This window comes from Aminobacter sp. J41 (assembly GCF_000526635.1).
Lineage (GTDB): Bacteria > Pseudomonadota > Alphaproteobacteria > Rhizobiales > Rhizobiaceae > Aerobium.
The window spans coordinates 45,033-62,364 of sequence record NZ_JAGL01000023.1; the positions used below are offsets into that span (position 1 = coordinate 45,033).

Here is a 17,332-nt window from a genome sequence, read left to right on the forward strand (position 1 = left end):
CGAGCGAAATCCGCCTCACGCGGTGGCGGGCAATGCGCTGCCCGCCGCCGGCTGCGCGGCTATCGGCAATTCGGCCGAGACTGTCGTGCCGTTGCGGTCAGAGTGGATGTTCAGTTCGCCGCCGAAGGTCGCGACACGATTGCGGATGCTGTGCATGCCAAGCTTTGCTCCCACCGCACTCTGCCGGACCTGCTCGACCGGTCCCTCGCCGCTGTCGGAGATAGTGAGCAGTATGCGCCCCTCTTCCTCCCGGGCGCTGACACGCTGCCCCTTTCCGCCCGCATGCTTGAAGGAATTGTTCAGCGATTCCTGGATGATCCGGTAGATGCAGATTTTCAGTGCATCCGACAGATCGGCGGGCAAAGGACCGAGTTCCACAGCAACCGTGGTGCCGGTCAGGTTCTCGTGCCGCTCCGCGGCGTGGCGGATCGCTTCCTCCAGACCGATCTCGCGAATTTCCGGCAGCACGAGCCCGGCGGACAGTTCGCGCAGTTCCTGAATCACAGATGACGTCAGTTCCTGGATCGCAGCCGCATTGGCTTTTTCTTCCGGGCTCATGCTGCTCTGGCGCAAGCGCCCCAGCCTCAGCATCAGCAGGCTCAGCAACTGAATCGGCCCGTCGTGCAGGTCGAGGCCGATGCGGCCGATCAGTTCCTCATTGGCCGCGTTCGCATCGAGGCGTGCCCTGTCGGCCTCGACGCGGAGGTCCTGGTTGATCTTCGCAAGCGCCACCGACTCGCGGTACCGCGCCTGTAGTTCCGAGCTCTGCAGTTCGATAAGGCCGTTGCCGCGCCGGACAATGAGGTAGAGAAATCCGAGCATGACGACGGTGGTGAAGCAGACGAAGATCCAGGTACGGAACTCGCTGACCTTCAGCTGCACGCCGAGTTCGCTGGCGTTTTCATAGATTTCGCCGACGGCGATCACCTTGCCTGATGGGTCGCGAAGCGGCGCATAGACTTCGATAAGAGGCAGACCGAGCGTTTGCTCATAAGCGCTCTCCTCGCTCGTCATGTCTTCGAATTCGGCGACGACCTCGCCGGATGCGGCCCTCGCCATGTCGGTCGACACGAAGCTCTGGCCGATGAGGGACTTCGGCTTGTTGACGTAGAGCACCTTCCCGTCCGGCCGCCAGATCTTGACGGTGACGATGCTCGACAGGATCGGCTCGCCCTCGGCAAGAAGCCCATCCAGCGCGCGATGAACATGCGGAGGCAGCTCGTCGTAGGTATCGAGATCGTGAAGCAGCGGTTCGATGAACGCGCGCATGAAGCCGACGGCGCCGGCACCGGAGGTAGCCAGCACGCTGCGGGTGATCTGGTTGTTTACCCACGAACCGAGGACGGCCATCGACACGCACAGCACCACGGCCGCAGCCGCCATGAACTGCATGGACAGGCTGAGGCCCAATAGCGTGCCCCGATCTCTTCCCGTATGCGGCATGAACTTTGCCAGCCCCAAGCAACGGGAAGAGACTACACCAGATCGATCTGACTGATAAATCGCTCAATCAGAATATGATGAAGTTCTTCATCGTTCTCTCAACGCCTTGCTGAGCTGGTCTGTTATCGGCTTGACGAAATAGGACAGTGCCGTACGCTCGCTGGTGGTCACGAATGCCTCCACCGGCATGCCGGGAATCAGCTTGCTGTCGCCCAGCTTTGCTAGTTCGCCCTCGTTCAGCAGAATGTCGCCCTTGTAGAAATGCTGGCCGCTGACGGGATCACGCGTCGTTGCGGGCGAAACGTGCGAGACGAGCCCGAACAGCTCCGGCGTCGTGCGCTGATTGAGTGCCGGCAGACGGACGCGCGCGGTGCTGCCGATCGCGACCTGATCGATCGAAGTCGGCTGCAGCATGACCTCGACCTTGAGGCTCGCATCGACCGGCACAATCGTCGCCAGCACTTCGGCAGGCGTGATGACACCACCAATGGTGTGGACGTTGAGCTCGTGGATGGTGCCCGCGATAGGCGAGCGGATATCGGTGCGCAGCAGACGGTCGGAAATGGCCATGTGACGGTCGCGCAGTTCCGAAAGCTTGGTATCGACGGTGGTCAGCTCCCGCTGTGCCTCAGTTCGGGCCGTCTCATCGATGGCGAGGATCTGCAGCCGGATCTCGTTCATCTTTGTGCGAGCGCGGGCGATCGAAGCATCGATCTCACCCTTTTCGCCCCGCAGGCGGGCAACATCGCGCTGTGCCGCATAGAGCGGAGAATGCTCCATGAGCTGGCGGGAGACGAGATGCTCGAGCTTCTCCCGCTGCTGGTCGACGAGCGCGATTTCGTCCTGCTTGGAGATGAGCTGCGCCTCAAGCCCCTTAATCTCCTCGGCGACCTGCGCGAGCACCAGCTCTAGCTGCTGCTTGCGGCTTTCGCGATTGGCGAGGTTGCCTTCGAAAACCCGCTTCTCGCCATTGACGAGAAACTCGACGTCAGGACGCGAAAGATCAAGCGATACCGGGAACTCGATGTGATTTAGAAGGTCGCGCTCTGCCAGAAGACGGGCGCGCCGGACTGTCAGTTCCAGCATCTGCGCCTCGACGATCGAGCGTTCGGCCTTGGTTTGGGTGACGTCCAGGCGAATCAGCACCTGGCCTTCCTCTACCACGTCACCCTCACGTATCAGGATGGCGCTGACGATGCCGCCGTCGTGGTGCTGGATCGCCTTGATCTGCTGATCAACCGCAACCTGCCCCTGCGCGATCACCGCGCCGGCCAGTTGTGCGGAAGCCGCCCAGCCGCCGGCACCGCCGACCAGAAGGATACCCAGCATCGTCCCCGCGAATACGCGGGAGCCGATCCGGAACGTGTCTTTTCCCTTTTTCCTCACGGTAACCTCCCCTACGCATGTCCGATGATGACGAGCGCACGCGTGCCATCGATCATCACGGCTGTTTCCCAAACTCCGTCATTGTTGAAATCCGCCTCGATGACGGTGCGGCTGATGTCGTCGACGCGGTCATGGCGATAGCGGATCGCCATGTCATCATCGTCGAAGTCGTCACCGTAGATTTCCTCGAACCTTTCCTCGATTTCGTCGAGCACCTTCTCGAAGATGTCGTATTTCGACATCCGAACGCGGTCGCCGACATTGAAGTCGAGGATCATGTGCTTTCCGGTCGGCGTCGGCTCAGGGATCGAGGTGCCCTGAACAGGCGCGGGCTCGGGCGGCAGGAACTCAAAGACGTCATCTCCGCCGCCGCCGGCCAGAACGGTTTCGCCGCCAGCCGCGATGAAATGATCATCGCCGCTGCCGCCTGCTATGGCCTCGAAGTCTTCGAAGGTGTCGGTGCCAATCTCCTTGCCAGATGCCACGCCCCCCATCACGTCGATGACGATCCCCTCGCTCGTAGCCGAGTAGTCCAGCGTATCGAAACCCTGGCCGCCATCGAAATGATCGTCATCACCGTCAGCAGCGGCAATGAAGTGGTCATCACCCGTACCGCCAACGACGGCCTCGAAATTGACGAACGTATCGGTACCGATCTCTTCGCCGGAGGCAACGGCCTCGGTCATGTTGATGACAATGCCCTCGCCTGCCGCGGAATATTCGAGTGTGTCGAAGCCTGCTCCGCCATCGAAATGGTCGTCGGCGCCATCGGCAGCCGCGATGACGAGGTCATCCCCCTCGCCTCCTGCGACGCGATCACTTCCTTTGCCGTCGAGCAGAACGTCGTTGCCCGCTCCACCCTCGATGATGTCATCGCCGTCGCCACCATCGAGAATGTCGTCACCGGCGCCACCGTAGAGACGGTCATCGCCATCGCCGCCGAACACGATGTCGTCGCCTTCGTCGCCCGAGAGATAGTCATTTCCGGCCTCGCCGAAGATGTAGTCGTCGCCTGAGCCGCCCAGGATGATGTCATGACCGTTGCCGCCGAAGACGATGTCGTTGCCCTCGCCGGCAACGATGTGATCGTCACCCTCGCCGCCGCTGATGATGTCATCACCCCCGCGTGCGTAGATGTTGTCGTCCCCAGCGCGGCCGTCGATGTTCTCGCCACAGTCGGTACCGACGATCTGGTCGTCGCCGTCGGTGCCCTCGATCGTGTTGCGCTGGACGTTGATATAGGCGACCTGCTCGATGACGAATTCGCCGTCGGTGATTTCGTATGTCATCGTCACCACGCCCTCGTAGCCGAGCGCGGCCTGGAATTCCCAATGGCCGTTCGTCCAGGTGATCGTGCCGTGCGAGGCGGTCACGTTCTGGACTGTAAGTGGGTCTCCATCAGGGTCCGATGCCGCGCTGAGCAGATCGGAAATCGCGATCAGAAAGGGCCCGCAGCCGCTGAGGTCCCACAGCGTGACTGGCCCGCTGCTGCGCGGCGCGCGATTGACCCGCCCTTCCTCGTCCTCTCCGTCGAGGTCCGGGGTGTCGCCTTGATCGCGCGTGTCCGTTTCGCCCGGATCTTCGACGTCCGTCTGATCTGTTCCATCAGTCGGATCCTGCGTCGCCGCCTCCTGTGGAGAGGCTGGTGCTTCCGCCGACGTTTCCTGATCCGGGCCAGCTACCGGGTCGAAGCCCGTTTGGTCCGAACTGTCGGCCGAAGAGGTTTGTGCCGGGTCGCCGATTGCCAAATTGTTGTCGTTTGCGGCAAGGACAGCAACGACCATCGGCTTGGTGACCGAAAGGACGCCGAGGTCCATCTCGAATTCGAATGGCTCCGGTGAGATGCCGTAAAAGGCGGCCGCGGAAAAGTCGTCCAGCACCGTCGAGCTGGTATCCAGCTCGAAGGGTTCTTCTGGTTCCGGCTTGCGTTCGACAGGCAGCGGAATGATTTCGGCCGTCACTTCCGGCTCGGAGGGAGGAAGCTCCTCCGGGTAAGGCTCCGCACCCTCCTCGGCTGGCTGAGCCGATCCCGGGCTCGACAGGAACGACTTGAAGTAGAGCACGAGGCTCGCCAGCAGCATCCCGAGCGCAAACGGCGTTTTCGACTGCCGATCCATGCTTTTCAGCACGAACTTTTGTGCCAAGTCCGGATCGGCCTGCGTCTGTTTTGTGCCTTTAACGTTGACGATCATGGCCGTACGCGCCTTCAGACAGCGGCGCGCTCCTTAACCTTGGTTGCTGCGGCGGGTACGGCTACCGGAGCAGACGGGTGGAGGATCGCGGCAAGGACCTCTTCCTTCGGTCCGAAGGCCGTCATCCTGCCATTCTGCACCACGGCGACCGTATCGACGGCCGCGAGCGCGCTCGGACGATGCGCGATGACGACAACGATGCCGCCACGGCGCTTCACGTTTTCGATCGCCGCAGTCAGAGCCGCCTCGCCTTCCGCGTCGAGATTGGAGTTGGGCTCATCAAGCACGACCAGGAACGGATCGCCGTAGAGCGCCCGGGCGAGCCCGATGCGCTGGCGCTGGCCGCCGGAAAGCGATGCGCCCTGCGGGCCGAGCTCGGTCTTGTAGCCATCAGGCATGCGCACGATCATCGGGTGGACCCCGGCCGCCATGGCAGCACTGACAACCGCGCGCGGATCCGGCGCTTCCTCGAGCCGTGCGATGTTGTCCTCGATGGTACCGTCGAGCAGCGCGACTTCCTGCGGCAGGAAGCCAATATAGGAGCCGAGCTTTGCATCAGCATACTGGCTGAGCTCCGCGTCATCGAGGCGGACGCTACCGCGCAGGGTCGGCCAGATGCCGCTGAGCGCGCGGGCGAGCGTCGTCTTGCCGCCGCCGCTGGAACCGATGACGCCAAGAGCCTCGCCCGCCTTCAGCTCGAAGGTCACGTCGCTCAGGAGCACACGGCCGGAACCGGGGGCAGCGACGGTGATACCCTCGACCTTCAGCGAACGCTGCGGCGCGGGCAATTCAAGCGGCTCGGTGATCGAGGCAAGCGCCCCGACGGTTTCCTTGAGCCGCCCATAGGCAGCGCGGGCTGCAACAACACCCTTCCAGTTGCCGATCGCCAGATCGATCGGCGCGAGTGCGCGTGCAGAGGCGACCGAGGCGGCGATGATGGCACCGGGCGACATTTCGCCCTGGATGGTCAGATACGCGCCAAGCCCCAGCACCGCCGACTGCAGGATCATGCGCAGCACGCGGGAGATGGCGCCGAACGTGCCGGTAACATCGTTGGCCCGCGTCTGCAGCATGAGATGTTCCTCATTGGCACGGTTGAAGCGGGCCACGGCACGTGCGGCAAAGCCCATTGCTTTGATGACCTCGGCGTTGCGGGCATTGGAGTCGGCGATCGCGTTGCGCGTCACCACCGCATGATGCGTTGCGCTGGTGAGGTTGCGCGTCATCAGCTCGGTGATGATGGTGAGCAGCGTCAGCACCACCGCCCCGCCAACCGCCAGTGCGCCCAGCAGCGGATGCAGGATGTAGACGAAGGCAATGAACAGCGGCATCCACGGCAGGTCGAACAGGGCAACAGGCCCCTGCCCGCCAAGGAACCCACGGACGGTATCGACATCGCGGCCGCGCTCGAGCGCCTCGGCGGTCGAGAAGCCGAAGCGGGGCATGTCGACAGCGACCTGATGCGCCAGCGGCGCCACCTTGCGGTCGAGGCGAGCGCCGACGCGCACCAGGATCTGCGAGCGCAGGATGTCAAACAGGCCTTGGAAGAAATAGAGCCCCACCGCAAGCAGCGAGATCGCCAGCAGCGTGGGGATGCTCGCGCTGGTAAGAGCGCGATCGTAGATCTGGAGCATGTAGAAGGCGCCGGTCAGCGCCAGGATGTTGATGATCCCCGACATGAGGAACAGAAAGACGGCGACGGAGCGGAAGCCTTTCGTCAGCTTTTCCGCGCTTCTGTTGGTCGAAGACTTCTTGTCTCGTTGACGCATGACACCCCTCCCAGGGCAACAGTGGGAATGCCGGGAGCGCAGGTGCGCCCCCGGCATTCAGCTCGTCAAAGATTGAAATCGCTCGCCGTGAGGTCGTGCGAACCCTTGATCGAGAACTTGAAGTCGGCCTGGTTGCCGCCGGAGGTGTTACCCTGCACGACGGTGTAGTCGACGCCGTCCCGGTTCTCATGGGTGATGAGCAGCTCCCCGGCCGCGCCGGTGAAGGCCCCCGAAACCAGAGTGAAGGACTGGTTACCGCTCAGGCCCTGGTTGGCGTCAATGCCGCTGAGGTCGATCCTGTCGCCCGGCTGGAAGCCCATGATCGTATCCCCGTTGGCAGCAGCAGCCGACACGAAGCGGAAGGTGTCGTTGCCGAGCCCACCATCCATTACGTTGATCGCCTCACTCGCGACGATGGTGTCATTGCCGGAGCCGGTGGTGATGTTCTCGATGCGCCAGAGAAGGTCGGTGCCGGTCTCAGCACTGCTGACCACGCCCATGGAGCCCGAACTGCCGAGATCAGCGGTAACGTTCGACTGAACCGAAGCCATGTTCAGCGTATCGCTGCCCTCGTCGCCGAAGTAGAGATCATCACCATCGCCGGCGCTGGCGACAAAGGTGTCGTTTCCTGCTCCGCCGACGACGGTGTCGCGTCCTGCTCCGCCGTCGAGAATGTCGTCACCGCCTTCGCCGAGAATGGTGTCGTCACCGGCACCGCCGAACACCATATCTGCACCGCCACCAGCAACGAGCACGTCATTGCCGTCGAAACCAGAGATGATGTCCCGGCCACTTGTGCCTGTAAGCGTGTCTTCTCCGGCACCACCGATTTTGACGCTCTCTGTTTCGTCGCCAGCCGGTGCTTCTTCAGCCGGAGGCGTCTCCTCGGCCGGAGCATTGCCGGTGTCGGTCGGAGTCTCCTCCTGAACCGGCGGCTGTTGGGTCTGGCCCGTGTCACCGTCTTGGGTCTCGCCGCTCTGCTCTCCACCGCCGGGCGTTTCATCCTGCGGAGCTCCAGTCTGCTCACCCGGCTCTTCCGTCTCCTCGCCGATGACTTCTTCCCCATCGACAGCGTTCGGGGCGAGGCCTGGCTGCGGGACGGCGTAGCTGCCCTCGCCATCGTCCAGGAGGATCTGCGGCGAGGCGGTCAGGCTGGTGAACGTGACCGAGAAGTTCTCGCCGATCAGGGTCACCGTGCCATCGAGATTTCGCACGAGGTCGAAGTCATCGAGCGTCGTGCCTGCAGGCAGCACGATCGCGTCCTGCGGCCGCAAGGCACCTATGATAGTGTCGACGCCGCCGCCGGGCCGGAAGAGGATGCGGTGCGCCGATGCCAGGCCCGAAATGTCGACCACGTCGTTGCCGGTCGAGCCGTTGACCGTGATCGTGTTGAACCGCAGGTTGGTTTCCTCGCCCTGCTCGTTGAAATCGCCGACGAATTCGAATCGGTCGCCCGCAGAGGTGCCCGACCCGGAGGCCGGAGCGCCGTTGATGACGATCTCCTCGATCTCCGACAGCTCGGCGATCACTTGCGGCGCACTCTCGACGCCGTTGGTCACGAGGAAGCGCAGCACCACGATTTCCGTGGCCGCACCCCGCAGGACAATATCCGGGAAGTCGGTCGTGGCATCTTCGGTCGGATAGAAGCGGAAGATCTCGTAGGAGTCGTCACCGGTAATGACGAACGTGTCACCTGCAATGCCTTCCGAACCGCCGTCGACCACATCCCAGCCACCATTTGGCGCCTGCCAGTGGATGACGTCGTCGCCGGACCCACCGAAGATCTCGTCGTCGCCAGCGCCGCCGTCGATGATGTCATTCCCTGCGAGGCCATTGATCGTGTCGTTGCCGGCACCACCGAGGATCGTGTCGCTCGCCGAGGTTCCGTTGAGCGTATCGTCGCCCGGAGTGCCGCTGATCGGGCCATTGATGGGGTCCGCATCCTGGCCCTCAAGAATGAAGTCAGCCCAAGTGATCGCGTTGTTGCCGACGCCGGTAACGCCGTTGAGCGTGATCGTGCCGCCACCCGCGATCGTAACGGTAGTGTTGGTACCGTCAGCCGTGATCGTGACCATTTCCTCGAAGTTGGCATCGGTGATGCCGAGACCGCGCAGGTCGATCTTGTCCTGACCGCCGCCGGTCGGATTGGCGTCGAAGCTGGCCACGGTGTCATTGCCGAAGTCCAGAGTGTCGTAAACGATCGTATTGAAGCCATTGCCGACATTGATGGTGTCGTTGCCGGCACCACCGCGGATGATGTCGTCTCCATCCTGACCGTTCAGCGTATCGTCGCCGTCGCCGCCGTCGAGATAGTCGTTGCCATTGCCGGCGGTCAGCGTGTCGTTGCCGGCACCACCAACGAGGTAATCGTCGCCCTCGCCGCCGAGGAGGGTGTCGTTGCCCTCACCGCCGTCGAGATAGTCGTCGCCCTCGAGGCCTTCGAGGCGGTCATTGCCGGCCTCGCCGTAAAGGCTGTCGCCGTTAACCCCGCCAATGATGATGTTGTCGAGCTCGTTGCCAGCGCCGGTAAAGTCACCGCTTCCGGTATAGGTCAGGCGTTCGACATTGGCGTCGAGGGTGTAGCTGTCGATACTGGCCTCAATTGTATCGGTGCCACCGCCTCCGAATTCAACAACGGTGTCGCCGTAGCCGTCGACGATGTAGGTGTCGTTGCCTGATCCGCCGACCAAGAGGTCCGCACCGGCGCCGCCATTCAGCTTGTCCGCGCCGTTGTTGCCGAACAGCATGTCATCGCCCGTGTCGCCCAGCAGCGTCGTTGCACCGGCTCCCTGAGCGTCGGCAAGGATGGTACTGACTCCCGCTTCGGCGCGAAGGGTCAATACACCTGCTTCGTCGGCTGAAATGGCGGTGCTGAGGGCAAAGTCGCCGCGGAACACCTCGTCGCCTTCGTCATCGGCCAGGCGCAGCTGATAGCCCATGAAGTCGCCGCCATCGAAGCTGATCGTCTCGACGGAAGTGCCATTGAAGTGACCGACCACGCGGATTTCGTTGCCGTTGACGCTGATGACGAGATCACCGTTATTGGCGCGAGCGAAGTTGAGGGCCGCCAAGCTCTGACCATCGGTGGAAACGGCGATCCTGTCATTCCCGCTCGAGTCCTCGATGCGGTCGTTGCCGTCGGTGAGACCGAAGACATAGATGTCGTCGCCGGCGCCACCGCGGAGGGTGTCGTTATCGGCGCCACCGATGAGAACGTCGTTACCCGTACCGCCGTTGAGGATGTCAATCCCCTCGAAGCCCATGAGGACGTCGTGGATCATGGGGTTGCCGTGCTGGTCAACCAACCCGGCCTGGTCGCCGTTCAGTGTCTCATTGGCCGAGCTGCCGTTGATGACGTTCATCGTCATGTCGGTGAACTCCAGCCGTTCGATGTTGCGAACCGTGTCGCGGCCATCAAGCACCGGACGCTCGGTGACACCTTCAATGTTGTCAGTCAGCGGATCGGTCTCGTCGCTGGCAGGCGGCGCGTGCTCGACATAGAGGCTGCCGTCCTTGTTCACGCCGAACGCATAATTGACGCGGACGTCGGTGTAGACGGAAGTATCGATGTCGCCCGTCTGGTTGCCGTCGACAATCTCGCGGACGATGGTCAGCTGAGCCGGATTGAAGACGCCGTCCAGCATGAGCATGTGAAGCGCCTTCCCCTCGAACTGGGCGACCGCACTCTCGACCAGCACGCCATTGACCATATCTTCCTCGCGGAAGATCTGCTTGGTCATGCCATCGGCGGTGTAGATGCCGTCGTCCGTCGTGATGCGGATGCGGACGTTCAGCCACTTGTCGCCATCGATGATGTCATTGCCGGCGAGACCCTTGATGCGATCGCTGCCGCCACCACCAAGGATCATGTCCGACGCGTCGGCGGTTTCGAACAGCACCATTTCGGCGACGCCGTCGCGTCCGACCTCTTCATAGGCCGTCAGGTGACCGACCAGCTTGTCAAGACCGTCGATGAGTTCGACGTTCCGCTCGAGCAGCGCGTTTGAGTAGGCATAGAGAGGCTGACCCGGCGCCGGGATCGCAGCGGTACCGGTTGCCTCGACGCGGGTGTTCACCGGCACCACGCGGCCAGTAAGCGTGTCGTCATGCTTCCAGCCTGACAGGCCCTCCACCAGGTCGAAGCGGTCGCGCAGGATGAAGGCTTCCTGATTTGCGAAGATCGGAATGCCGAGATCCGAATTCGCCGGGTTCGGGTCGTCCTTGTGGATGCCCCAGTCGAAGCCGGCCATGCCGTTGCTGCGCTGAATGCCGGTGCCCTGGAACATGATGTCGTCGCCAGCCTCGGCGTCGTAGTCGGTGTCGCCACTCTGGCCGTTGAGGACGTCATTGCCCTTGATGGACGAGTTGAAGAAGAGTTCCGAGTTCTCGCCCGCGAGAGTATCGAAGCGGTCGCCGCCCTCGATCCAGTCATCGCCGGCCTCCCCCAGCAGGAAGTCCATGCCGTCCCCGCCCATGATGAAGTCGTCGTCGATGCCGCCCCAGACCTGCTTGCCGTCGGGACCAGCGATCAGGAAGTCCTTGCCCTGGTTGCCAAACAGGAGAGCAAGGCCGCTGCCACCGTGGATGACATCGTTGCCTTCCTCGCCATGGAGGAAGTCGGTCATGCCGATGTCCGTACCGGCATTGGTGATGATGTCGTCACCCTCGCCGCCATGCACGTGATCGACACCGTAGCCCGCCCCGAGACGGTCGTTGCCCTTGCCGCCCCAGATGGTATCGTCGCCTTCGCCGGCGATGATATGGTCGTCGCCGTCGGTGCCCTGGATGACGACATGCTCCTCGCCGTTGTAGCGGAGGTAATTGCGGCCCTGCTCGTCCGTGCCACGCTCTACCATCGGCACGAGCGCCTGCCAGAAGATGTTCTCGTGCTCGGGATCTTCCAGTCCTGTCATCGCCAGCTGGCGGGCGTGATCGACGTAGAGCACGCGATCCGGCGTCGCGAAGATGTCACCCGGAATGGCCGTGCCGTCCTCACCAAGATCAGTGTTCCGGAGGATCATCTTGGCGAGCGAGTTGCCTTCGAGCTCGGAGATGAGGTTGAGGCCCTGGACGCGCGACAGGTAGTAGAACCGGTCGGCATCCTGCAGCCGCTCAAGCTGCATCTCGAAGATGAAGGAGAAGGTGGAGCCCAGCATGCCGCCGAAATCCATCTTCTTTTCGGCTAGGCCGCCGACCCAGAGATCGACCTTGTTGAGGCCGCCGAGGTTTTCGGCGTATTCACCGGTACCGTTGAGGAAGGCGTTCCGGTCGTCTGCAGAAGGCGGCGCGATAGTGCGGAACGAGACGCTCGAGCTGTCCCACACCTGCTCTGACGTACCGAACACGATCGCCATCGCCGCCGCACGCTTGCCCTCGACAGTCGTCTCGGCCTGGATCAGTTCGTGCGTGCCGTAGGCAGCGATGAAGTTGACGATCGATGCCGGGTTCTTGAGATTGAGCGCGAAATCGATCCAGTTCTTGTACGGCTCTAGCTGGCTGTCGCCGAAGGCCATCTCCTGGAACTTCGCACGCGCCTCGTTCAGCGTCGGCATGCCGGTGTCACGGCCGCGGGCGATATTGATAGCCGCCAGATCGAGCGGAATGCCCAGCAGCTGGTTGCGTAGCGTGTTGGTGACGAACTCGTCGATCTCGTTGCCGAGCTGACCGCTCATGCCGCGGACGATGGCTCCGGCGGCCTCGTCGTGGGAGAGAGTCCCGTTGTTGTCGTAGGCGATCGGGTTGAGGAACGCCTCGAACAGGGTCATGTCGTCCCGCGCACCGTCGCTATAGACCCGCTCGATGTTCTCGTTCAGCATCGAGTGACCGAAGCGGTACACGACGTTGGCGAACTCGGCGAATATCGCTGGATCGAGGTCCGGATCCGGCTCGAACAGGAACGCGTCGACGTCCGGCTGCATCTTGCGCGCGAATTCCTCGAAGACGAGGTGCTGATACTCCATCTCCGTGACGAAGCGCGCTGCCTGGAACAGGCGCGAGCCGTCCCAGACGAGGCCGCTGGTGTCGGACGGGATTTCGGTGACCTTCACAAGTAGCCACTCGTTGAGGAAGTCGACGTCGCCCGATTCGAGTGCCACTCGCTTGGTCTCGTCCACCATGCGATTGTGCTCGCTGTGGAACACATGGTGGATCATCGTCAGGCCGATATTCTCGTTGCCGCGGCCGTCACCGGTCACGAAGTGGGCATCAAGAAGCTCGTCGTCATAGGCGGTCTTGTTGCCACGATTGTCGGTACCGATGAGGCTACCCGCCTCGTCGTCATCGTCAGCCTGGACGACGACCGGCTGGCCGTTGACGTAGTAGACCGTCCCCGGCACAGCATTGTGCGCGATGTCATCGATGAAGGCGTGGCCGGTGCGGAATGCGCCGACCGCGGTGGGGCTGACCGGATTGTCCGGATTGCCTTCGACAAGTTCATCGTCAGCCGTTCCGAAGATGCCGTCCTCGCCGAATCCGACCACGAGCTGCGGATAGCCGCTCGGGCCGGGGATGAAGTTGCCATATTCGTCGGCGGCGATCAGCGGAACGTTGTGCACGTCTTCATCCGACAGCTCAATGCCCAGGAGCGTTCTTGCCTGCTCCTTCACATCCGCCCAGGTCGCCATTCCCTTGTGCTCGTGACCCAGCAGGTAACCGGTGTTGGCCGGCTTTCCATCCGGTCCTCCCACATACTCGCGCATGAAGACCTGCTTCGATGCGTGCGAACTGTAGGTCTGGTTCTGGTCGACCCAGGGCGTCGTGGTGTTGCGCGCATCTTCGCCCGTGCTGGCGCGCGTCATCACCATGAAGTTCGTCTGCGGACTGTTCGGGTTGTAGAGCGGGTCATCCGGCGAGAGCGGGATGTAGACCGTGCCATTGCCACCCTTGGCGACCAGGTCGAGGCCGTGGTCGAAGAACTGGCCGAACAGCGTAAACATCGAGTTGTAGGATGCCGAATCGCCGATATCCGGCGCAACGTTCGGCAACAGGATGGTAGGGCCATCCATCTCGATGCCGTACTTTTCCAACGCAGCATCAAGGAGCGCCTTCTGGCTGGCGTAGCTCTGCGAGTTCTCGTCGAGGTCCTTGATAACCTGCCAGAGCTGGCAGATCTCCTGCACTGCGGCCGTCTGTGCCGCGCCAGTTACACCCGCATGCTCCAGCGCCGCGATGAGGGCGGCCGGATTGTTGAGTGTCTGGTCAACGATCAGATTCGAGATCAGGCGCGGCTCTGCGTCAGCGACATCTCCCGAGACGCCGTAGTCGTTGTTCGAGGTATAGGTGAAGCTGCCTGAGCCCTGCCTGAACGACTGATCCGTCAGATACTTGAACTCGTAGTCGGCTGCGCCCCACTCGGTGCGTCCGGGCAGCAGGTTGTTGTAGCTGCCGTCGACCGTACGCAGACCGTAAGGCTGCAGGTGCGCCTGCGGAGACGCTGGCGAATTCGGGTCAGTGCCTCCAGCTTCCGCGACCAGCTTGTTCAGGTCCTCGCCCGCAGCATGCCGTTCTGCAATCTTGATTTGCTTCAGAATGAATTCGAGATCGTGCTTTACGATATTAACCATGACTGCCTCCCGTCTTTTCCAGACAAATGACGCAACCGGCGGCCGCCTTCTGCGATAAGCACGCAATTGCGCATCGGAGACATGATGATCGCGTTATATTGGGTCGGACTACTTCAGTTGGTCCGACGATTTACTTCCCCGGAAGGGCAACAGGCCCAGATCTGAAGCCCTGGCCGGACCCCGGACTTTAGTCTAGTCACATCATTGGACCATCGGACGTACCGCCACTTGCCCGGATCGATAGAGTTGGCTTGGGCAACAATGCGTTCGGGGCAATCATGGGCGTACTGGCATTCTCACAGCCGCGCAGGCGATGGGCAGACAGCTTCAGCCGGATGAGCCAACCCTCGCAGTTCGCACTTGCCGGAGGCATCGTGCTCCTCGCGGCAATGACCTTCGGCGGCTTCATCATTTCGGGCATCATCTCACGCGCGACTGTCGACAGCACCGCGGCCAGTTCCGCACTGTTCCTCGACAGCCTGATCTCACCCGCTGTCCAGGAGCTTGTCCGCTCGGACAGCCTCAGCCCCGGCAGCATCGAGCGACTCGATACCATGCTGAAGGACGGCCCCATCTATGGCCGCTTCGTCCACGTCGACCTGTGGCTGCCCGACGGATCACTGGCCTATTCCACCAGCAGCGAACTGATCGGCGGCAAGTTCGCAACGCCCGAGGGTGCTGCCCGCGCCTTCGAAGGCTATGTCGAGGCGCGGTACACCGACCTGCAGGCCGCCGAGCATACGGCCCGAGGCTGGAACACGCGGTTCCTAGAAATCTACGTGCCGCTGCGCGAACACCTTTCAGGCCTCATCATCGCCGTCGTCGAGGTGCATGAGCTGACCGCTCCGCTCGAGGAAAAGCTCTTGTGGCTGCGCACGCAGACCTGGCTGGTGCTGATCGCCGCAACGCTGCTGATCGCGGCTGCACTGGTGGTCATAGTCTGGAAGAGCGGCCGTCTACTCGCCGAGCACCAGTCGGCGTTGCGCAACCGGCTGAAGCAGATCGAGCGAGTGTCGGAGCAGAACCGCAAGCTGCGCCAAAAGGTGCAGTGCGCCTCGGCACGCCTGGCCGAGATGAATGAGGCGCACCTGCGCAATGTCGGCGCCGAACTCCATGACGGGCCGGCGCAGCTGGTTGGCCTTGCAGCGCTGAAGCTCGAACAGATCCGGCGTGCCGCCGACCGGCGCATGCGCGAGAATGTGCTCCAGTCGATCGAAGGCGTGCTGACCGAGGCGCTGCAGAACATGCGCATCATCGCCCGTGGTCTGATGCTGCCGGAGATCGAAGGCATGACGCTCGGCGAAACGGTCCGTGCTGCCGCCGATGCGCATGAGCGACGCACGGGCACTAAAGTTTCGGTTGCCCTGGACGACTATCATGGCGACCTGCCGCCGGCGTTGCGAATCTGCGCCTACCGTTTTGTGCAGGAGGGCCTGAACAACGCCTTCCGTCATGCCGGCGGCAAGGGCCAGACGGTGGAGTGCCGAGTCGAAGGCCGCCTGCTTACGGTGCGCGTCAGCGATGCGGGCCATGGCCCGCACACCGAAACACGCGGCTGCGGCCTTGGGCTCATGGGCCTGCGCGAACGCGTGGAAAGCCTCGGCGGCATCTTCACCATGAACCAGACCGCAAACGGAACCACCATCGAGATGACAGTTAACCTCGGACAAGGGGACGAAACATGAGTGAGCGGATCAGAGTCGTTGCCGTGGATGACCATCCGCTGTTCAGAGCGGGCGTCGTCCAGGCGATCCAGCTGGACGACGCAATCAACGTTGTTGCCGAAGGAAGTTCGGGAAGCGAGGCTGTCGAACTCGTCAAGAAGCACAGGCCGGACCTCGTCCTCCTCGACATTTCGCTGCCCGGGGGCGACGGCATCGAGGCGGCCGCGGCGATCTCGGATTGCGCTCCTTCGACCCGGATCCTGATGCTGACGGTGTCAGGCGACTGCAGCGACGTTATGCGGGCGGTAGAAGCAGGCGCAGCCGGCTACGTGCTGAAGGGCGTGAACGCGACCGACCTGATTATGGCGGTGAAGAACGTTGCCTCGGGCGAAACCTTCATGTCGCCGAACCTCAGCTTCGGCCTGCTAACAGCGCTCGGCAAGGCCGCGAAGCCTGACCCCCTCGCCGCCCTCACTCCGCAGGAGCTTCGCATCCTGCAGATGGTCTCGACGGGCCTTGGCAACCGCGAGATTGGCGAGCGGCTCGGCGTCTGTGAGAAGACGGTGAAGTACCACGTCACGAACCTGTTCCGGAAACTCAACGTCCGCAACCGCGTCGAGGCAGCGCTCTTACTGAAGGAACGGGGACAGGAGAAGATATTCGGCTCGCTGGCAAGTCCCCGCGGCGCGCCAAGCCTCAGCGCTGCCTGAACCGCGTTCCCTGGTGTCCGGTCAGGGCTCCCCGAAACGCTGCGAGGGGCGGCTGCCGAAGGCAGCGCACCCCTCGCCGATCAGGAAAGGCCTGCCGGGGCCATTTCCGGCAGGCCCACAGTAGCAGGCGGGAGAAGGCTCCCGCCCTGATATCTCTTAGCGGTACGGGTAGCCGGCCTTTTCCTGGTCGGCAGCGTACTTCTTGAAGATCTTTACGACCTTGCGCGCGCGCTCGGATTCGCCCGCGATCTCGTCCCAGAAGCTCTCGGCATCCTTGACGATCTGTGCCCACTCTTCCTTCGGAAGCTCGGTCTGCTCCAGCTTCTCGCCGTGGACGCGCAGCTGTGCCTCGCCGCCCCAGTACCAGACGTTGCGGTAGTAGTGCGACTGGTCAATCGTCGTGCGATAGAGCTGCTGCAGGTGCGGCGGCACCTTGTTCCAGCTCTCGGTGTTGACGAAGTAGGAGCCAAACCAGGCGCCGGTGACCGAGTTCGACAGCGCGTACTTGCACACGTCCGCCCAACCCACTTCATAGGTCTCGGTGAAGCCGCACCAGGCAACGCCGTCGAGGTCGCCCGTGCGCAGCGCGACTTCCACGTCGTCCCA

The 17,332-nt window shown here is 62.6% G+C and carries 7 protein-coding genes and 1 pseudogene; 2 read left to right on the forward strand and 6 right to left on the reverse strand.

The features are described from left to right. Positions 1-15: 15 nt before the first annotated feature. The 5 genes from L630_RS0115095 to L630_RS23285 form a co-directional block, all read right to left on the reverse strand. On the reverse strand, positions 16-1,443 hold the full coding sequence (locus L630_RS0115095) for an ATP-binding protein (RefSeq protein ID WP_084466078.1): 1,428 nt from the start codon (positions 1,441-1,443) through the stop codon (positions 16-18). Between the two features lie 87 nt (positions 1,444-1,530). Then, positions 1,531-2,829: an HlyD family type I secretion periplasmic adaptor subunit gene (locus L630_RS0115100; RefSeq protein WP_034330489.1), complete on the reverse strand. Its 1,299-nt coding sequence runs from the start codon at positions 2,827-2,829 to the stop codon at positions 1,531-1,533. Positions 2,830-2,840: 11 nt separating this feature from the next. Next, on the reverse strand, positions 2,841-5,021 hold the full coding sequence (locus L630_RS21550; RefSeq protein WP_024849084.1) for a cadherin-like domain-containing protein: 2,181 nt from the start codon (positions 5,019-5,021) through the stop codon (positions 2,841-2,843). 14 nt (positions 5,022-5,035) lie between these two features. Next, complete coding sequence (locus L630_RS0115110; RefSeq protein WP_024849085.1) at positions 5,036-6,790, reverse strand: type I secretion system permease/ATPase; 1,755 nt, start codon at positions 6,788-6,790, stop codon at positions 5,036-5,038. A 65-nt stretch (positions 6,791-6,855) separates the two neighbouring features. After that, positions 6,856-14,352: a peroxidase family protein gene (locus L630_RS23285; protein WP_024849086.1), complete on the reverse strand. Its 7,497-nt coding sequence runs from the start codon at positions 14,350-14,352 to the stop codon at positions 6,856-6,858. 278 nt (positions 14,353-14,630) lie between these two features. On the opposite strand from L630_RS23285, the gene L630_RS0115120 reads away from it, so the two are divergent. Together L630_RS0115120 and L630_RS0115125 are read left to right on the forward strand one after the other, a co-directional pair. Further along, entirely contained in the window at positions 14,631-16,037 is a 1,407-nt protein-coding gene (locus tag L630_RS0115120; protein WP_144708689.1) for an ATP-binding protein, read from the forward strand. Beyond that, positions 16,034-16,726: a response regulator transcription factor gene (locus tag L630_RS0115125; protein ID WP_024849088.1), complete on the forward strand. Its 693-nt coding sequence runs from the start codon at positions 16,034-16,036 to the stop codon at positions 16,724-16,726. Before L630_RS0115120 ends, L630_RS0115125 begins: the two co-directional genes overlap by 4 nt. A gap of 156 nt (positions 16,727-16,882) precedes the next feature. Here the strand turns inward: L630_RS0115125 and L630_RS0115130 are convergent. Further along, positions 16,883-17,332, reverse strand: a pseudogene (locus L630_RS0115130) (C4-dicarboxylate ABC transporter); the annotation flags it as partial.